Origin of the sequence: Kitasatospora sp. NPDC091257, from assembly GCF_044757675.1 — a bacterium.
Taxonomy (GTDB): Bacteria; Actinomycetota; Actinomycetes; order Streptomycetales; family Streptomycetaceae; genus Kitasatospora; species Kitasatospora lactacystinica.
In genome coordinates, this window is the sequence record NZ_JBIVVI010000501.1 from 1 (window position 1) to 6,208 (window position 6,208).

Genomic DNA, 6,208 nt, shown 5'->3' on the forward strand with positions numbered 1-6,208 from the left:
GGTGAGTTGGCCCCAGGGGGTCCAGCTGCCGGTGGCGTAGGCCCGCTTGGTGTAGTTGAGGGTTCCTCCGGCGGCGGTGATGAGCTTGAGGTCGCCCGAGGAGCTGACGACCGCTGCGGACAGCGGCTGGCTGAGCTGGCCGACGACCTGGCTGACGTTGCCCCAGCCCGCCCAGGTGGCGTCGGGCTTGCGCAGGGTGTGCCAGATGCTCCCGCCGGCGATGGCGGCGACTTCGAGGCCGGCGCCGGTGGCGGTGGCGGTGACGCCGGTGGGCGAGGTGAGAGCGCCGGTGGCGCCGTAGACGTCGCCCCACTTCTGCCAGACGCCGTTACCGAAGCGGATGGTGTGCCAGAGCCTGTCACCCGCGATCACGATGACTTCAAGGCCGGAACCGGTGGCCGCGCTGGTGACGCGGGTGGCTCCGGTGAGGCTGCCGGTCTCGCCGTAGACGTTGCCCCAAGTTGCCCAGTTGCCGTCGGGCTTGCGCAGGGTGTGCTTGAGCACGCCGTCGGACAGGGCGAGGACCTCCAGGCCGGAGGCGGTGGCGGACAGGGACAGCTGGCTCGGGTTCGGGACGGACCCGACCACGCTGGTGACATCGCCCCACCCTCCCCACTTGCCATCGGCGCCGCGCAGGGTGTGCCAGACCCTGCCGCCGGCGACGGCCATGATCTGCAGGGTGTTGTCGGCCCAGGCCGCAGCGACGAAGTCGACAGGCGCGGGCAGCGGCCCTGCCTGGGTCTTGTGCAGGTTCTCGAAGTTGGCCCACGTGCCATCGGCACGCTGCTGGGCCAGGTAGACCTGGCCGTCGGCGATCGCCACGGCACTGGTCTGGCCGTCACCCGCGATGGCGACGGAGCTCACCTTGCTGGTGTCCATCAGCGGGCCGGGGGCGGCGCCGAAGGTGCGGTTGGTCGCCTGGGTGCGGTTGCCGGCCGCGTCGTAGGTGTAGCTGCTCCAGTACGGGTCGACCCCACCGACGCGCGGGTCGTTGGTCGCCGTCGGCGCGGCAACGCAGTCGTCGGTCGATGACCAGGCGTTGGTCAGGCGCTGGGCGAAGTCGTACGTGTAGCACTGGGTGTCCGTGACGGCCGCGTTGTCGCGGTCGTCGCGGACCCGCGTGATGTTGCCGACCGGGTTGTAGGTGTAGGCCTTCTTGTCGAGGGTCTGCGGTCCGCTCTTCTCCCGGTCAGTCTGGACCAGGGCGAGACGCTGGGTCGCGTCCTCGTAGACGTAGGTCTGGACCGCCCTGGACCCGATGTCACCGGTGACGCTCTGCTGAACCTGGCCCAGCGGCGAGTAGGAGTTGCCGAGGGAGTACACCCGGCTGCCGCTCACCGAGGTGGGCAGGCCCAGCGGGGTGTAGTTGCGGCGGACGGTCTCCTGCGGGAGTCCGCCACCGGCCGGATAGGTCGTGGTGTTCACCAGACCGGTGTCGGGCGTGTAGGTCTGGGCGGTGCTGTAGGTGCCGGCCAGGAGTCCTTCACTGTCCGGGATGGTGACGATGGTTCCGGTCGGCCGGGCCGCGCCGTCGAATCCCGTGACGGCGGTAGTGTACGCCTTGCCGTTCTCCCAGCGGGTGCTGCCGGTGGCCAGGCCGTTGCTGCCGGGAAGGGTGTCGTAGGCCCATTCGGCGATCTTCGTTCCCGTGGTGGAGCCGTCGAACATCGCGGTCTTGCGGCCGAGGATGTCATAGGTATAGGCAAGCGTCTTGCCGCGGGCGTCGGTGACAGTGGCGAGCGTGCTGTCGGGGTTGTACGTCCTGGTGCTGGTGCCCTTGTCCGGGTCGACCGCCTTGGTCTGGCGACCGAGCAGGTCGTACTCCCAGTTCCAGGCGTTGCCCGCGGCATCCGTGAGCCGGGTGAGCTCGCCGGCCGGGTCGTAGGAATACTTCAGGGACTCGTACGCCGACGCGGGAGCGTCGTAGTCCGGGCTTCCGCTCTTGTAGTGCCGGACCTCGGACGTTCTCCCGTGGGCGTCGGTCACGGTGAGCGTGGGCGTGCCTCCGTCGGGCGGGGTCGTCGCGGTCCAGTTCACGCCGTATCGCGTGACGGTGCGCCACTTCTCCACGTTCAGGGACTTGAAGATGCCGGCCGTCGGGCGGTCAAGGCCGTCGAACTCGGTCTCCGTCTGGGACGGGACCTTGTTGTCCAGGCCGATCCAGAGTGCCGCCTCGGGCGTCCCGTCGGCGTGGTACGCGGCGTTGGCGCGGTACACGCGGCCGTGGCTGTCGTAGAAGTTGTCGGTGATGTTGCGGCCGCCATCATGGGCGGTGTTGGCGCCGTGCGCCTCTTCCTGGACCTGACGCGGGCGCAGGAGGCCGTCGTACAGCGAGATGCTGGTGCGGTAGTCACCGCCTTCCAGCAGGGTCCTGGTCGTGACGGCGGGCTGCCTGCCCGGTTCGATGGTGTACGCGTACGTCTCGCTGGGCGAAACGCTCTTTTCCCGGCCCGGGTTCCATACGGCCGCGGTGCGGCCGAGGGCGTCGTAGTCGGCGTGGGTGGTGCGGTTGTTGACATCGACGATCTTCACCGGGAGGGCGCGCAGGCCGTCGTAGGTGGTGATGCTCGTGAACTGCTTAGGGTTGGTGGACTGGACGACGGTGGGCTGGCTGCCGTTCGCCGGGGTGTAGGACGTCGTGGTCTCGGCGTTGTTGACGTCCTTGACCGACGTCACGCGGCCGTATTGGTCGTACGCGGTGCTCCTGGCCGTCAGATAGTGCGGAGTGCCGCCGTCGTAGCGGTCCAGGGCCTCCAGAGTGGTGGCATTGCCCTTGCCCGGCTCCGGTGCGGATCCGAGGGGTCGGCCGTCGTAGGCAGTACGGGTTTCGCCGGTGACGGTCGCCGGTGTGGCGTCCGTGGTGCAGAGCGTGCTGGCGGACTGAACGGACTGCGGATAGCCGATGAGCCAGTTGGCGGTGTCCGGGGTGACGTAGGTGGTGCGGGTGCACTGCTCGTCACCGGTGACGTTCGTGTCGCCTTCGTCGGAGACCGCCGTGGTCTGACCGTAGCCGTCGAAGGCGCGGCTCTCACGGAGTGTGCGGGCCGTGTTGCCGTCCGGCTGGAAGGCGTTGGTGGTCACACTTTCGGTGCGGACCATCGTGGCGATCACCGGCGGCAGGGCCGCGACCTCGGGTCGGCCCAACTCGGCCGGCGGCGTCGCGGTGTTGCCGTTCTTGCTGGGCAGGGCCTTCACAGCCCGGCTCGCGGTTCCTCGGACCCAAGGGGTGTTGACCGTGCTGGTGAGGGGCTTGCCGCCGTCCTGGTCGTAGACGATGCTCTCGCGGGCGAAGCCGGCGAGTTCGTTGCTGTCCTTGACGCCCTGGAGGAGGCTGACGGGACGGGGCTGGCCGTTGGCGAGGGTATCGCCGTCCATGCCGCGGAAGTAGACGGTCTCGGTCAGGCTCTTGCCGGAGTCACCGACGCGGGTGCGGACCCGCTGGTAGCCGCGGAAGTCGTTCCAGGTGCGCTCCTTGTCCGCGGTGAACTCGGAGTTGTCGCGCCGCCAGGCGGCCCCGTCGAGGTACTCGTAAGCAGTGACCTTGTCGGGGGATCCGGAGCCGGCCACCAGATCGTGCTCGGTGACCTTCTCCACGAGGTACTTGTGGAACCAGTCGAAGACCGGTTCGGCCGCGTCCTCAGGTGTCCACCAGGACGGGTAGCAGCGCCTAGTGTTGCTGTCCGGGGCGGGCAGGGCGCCGGCGACGCAGTCGATGTCGGTGTACTTGATGTCGGTGTTGGAGCCGGTCTCGGAGGTGATCCGGTTGATCCGGAACCGGTACAAGGGCGAACGGCCCTCGGCGGAGTCGACCCGGTTGGGAAGCGGGTCTCCGTGGCCGAAGGTCACCGGCTGGAGGGTTAGCTGGGCGGAGCCGGCCTTGGCCGTGCGGGTGATGGTCTTCAGCCACAGGGCCCGCCCTCCGCTGCTGCCGGTGGCGGGGAAGTCCTGATCCAGGCTCCAGGCGTCGATGTCCCGGTAGCTGCCGTTGCTCTGCAGGGCCTGCGTGCTGATGCCCGTCAGTCGCCTCTTGGACCAGAAGGTCGGGGCGCCGTTGCGGCAGTCCTGGCCCGTGTCGCAGGACTGGTCGACGGGGGTGTCGTACCAGTTGGCAGCGTTGGCCTTGGTGAAGGAACAGTCGGTCGCCACGCACCGGTCGGTGGTGCTGAAGGTGACCTTGCCGGCAGGCGATGCGCTGTAAACCTGGCCGGCCCGGTGGCCGTACTCGACATGGTTCAGCGTGGCGGCACGGGTGTAGACCGCGTCGGCCTTGGGAGTTCCCGTGGCGGCGCCGATGTTCTTGGCGTAGGCGTTCTTCTCCTGGTCGTAGAAGTACGCGATCGCGTTGCCGTGCGGGTCGACGACGTAGTCCAGTTGCCAGCGCCAGGCCCGGTCGCGCGAGGAATCCTTGAACGCCGGGGCGTAGCCGGGCTCGCCGGGCTGGTTGCCGAACACGGGCACGGTCAAGGCAGAACCGGTCTCGGGCTTGCCGGAGCTCCAGCCGGGCAGGCGGTTCTTGCCGAAGAAGTACTGGGTGCCGTCGGTCGTGGTGACCTTCCAGTACTCGTTGTCGCTGTCACCGTTGGCGGTGTCCGCCGCGTTGCCGTTGAGCTTCTCGACGCGCGAGCCGTCGTCTTTGGACAGCTTCCACGTGCCGCTGTCGTCGTCGCGCACCAGGGCGGAGGCGCTGCCGTTCAGGGAGATTGTGGCGTTGTCGGACTTCCAGCACAGGTCGCCGCTCTTGTCGGGAGCGTTGCTGCCCGTACCCTTATCGCCCCCGCACGCGGTGTAACTGCGCTCGATGAAGCCGGGGTTGTAGTCCCAGCCGTCACCGATCCAGGAGGACTGGTTGTTGGTCGACGCGGTGCGCCCGTCGATGGCCGCGGACGAGTAGCCGAGGGCGATCTTGGGTGCCATGCCGCCGGGCACCGGTGGCAGTTCGATCGGGTAGGACCAGTTGAAGGAGCCGGTGTTGCCGCTCACCGACCAGGTGCTGGACGGGGAGAGCGAGGTCGCCTTGTAGTCGCCCTCCGACCCCGACGCCCCGGCCGTGGCGGCCAGTACGGTCGCCCCCGCGAGCGAGACGTCGGAGGCCTGGGAGAAGGACGCCTTGACCGTACTGCCACCCGTCTGACCGCTGGGGGCGGTCACGGCGACGTCCGCCGTGAGGGTGCCGGCCTTCGTGTCGTTCGAGGCGGCCAGCGGCGTAGCCGTGCGGCACTGAGGCTGGTCCGGGGTGGTCAGCGCGCACGCGGGCAACTGGACGAAGGTCAGGCGCGAGCCCCAGTCGGCCCCGAACGACTCGCGGAAGGTCTTGTAGTCCAACTGGACCCGGGCAGTGTCCGGCGTGGCGCTGCCCACCACCGGCTCCAGGTTGACCAGGACACCGTCGAGACCCACCCTGGCCGCGGTGGCCCGGTCCGACAGGCCAACCCGGAGCTTGGACTGCTCTCCCGCCGCCGGATGCTGCCCGGTGGAGGTGACGGTCAGCGGCAGGTCGGGTGCCTTCGCCCGAGGGGAGGGCTTCTGCGCCGAGGCCGCCGGAAGGTCGACCTCGGCCTTCCCCGGCTTGGGCCATGCCGCGGCTGGAGGCGCGGCCAGGGGCTGGGCGCTCCTCGTAGCGAGCTGTTCCGCCACGACCCGGGTCAGCGGGACGGGCTCGATGCGCTGGACGGGCGGGAGCTTGAACTCATTGTCAGCCGCTGCCGCGATGGCCGGGACCTGCACGGCGGCCGCTATCAGCGCCGCTACGGCTATCGGTGCAACTTTACGGAGCACAGGGCGTCTTATTGCCTCGGACCGGCGCTTTCGCGCTCCGGGCGAGGCACCCGTGTCGGATGGAGACATCCGTTTCTTTCCTCTTGGTCGTGTCGTGCGGGTGCGATTGCACCCGGCGGGACGCTACCAAGAGCGGCTGACGACGAGCGCCTGATGGTTCGCCAACTGTCCTACCCGCAGGGTATTTATTTCTCTTTTATAACTCCTCCACTTCATGTCTGCTGCTCCTTCGGTCCGGAGCTGCGCCCTAGAAGAGATGATTTTTCACCTTATCTCCGACCAGAAGGGGGGCTTCTATGCCGTCATGATCACGATGTTGCATCTGATTCCCCCCTCCTGGACGCTGTTCTTGCCCGCCATCGCGACCTCGCCCGGCGCCAGCTCGGCGGAGTCCGGCAGCAGCCGGACCGGCCCGGTGACCTTCAGCCGCTCG

1 protein-coding gene is annotated in these 6,208 nt (G+C 68.6%); it reads right to left on the reverse strand.

All coding sequences use genetic code 11. The features are described from left to right. Positions 1 to 5,724: hypothetical protein (locus ACIQOV_RS22620; protein WP_401051083.1), on the reverse strand; the 5,724-nt coding region annotated here is incomplete at its 3' end. Positions 5,725 to 6,208 lie beyond the last annotated feature (484 nt).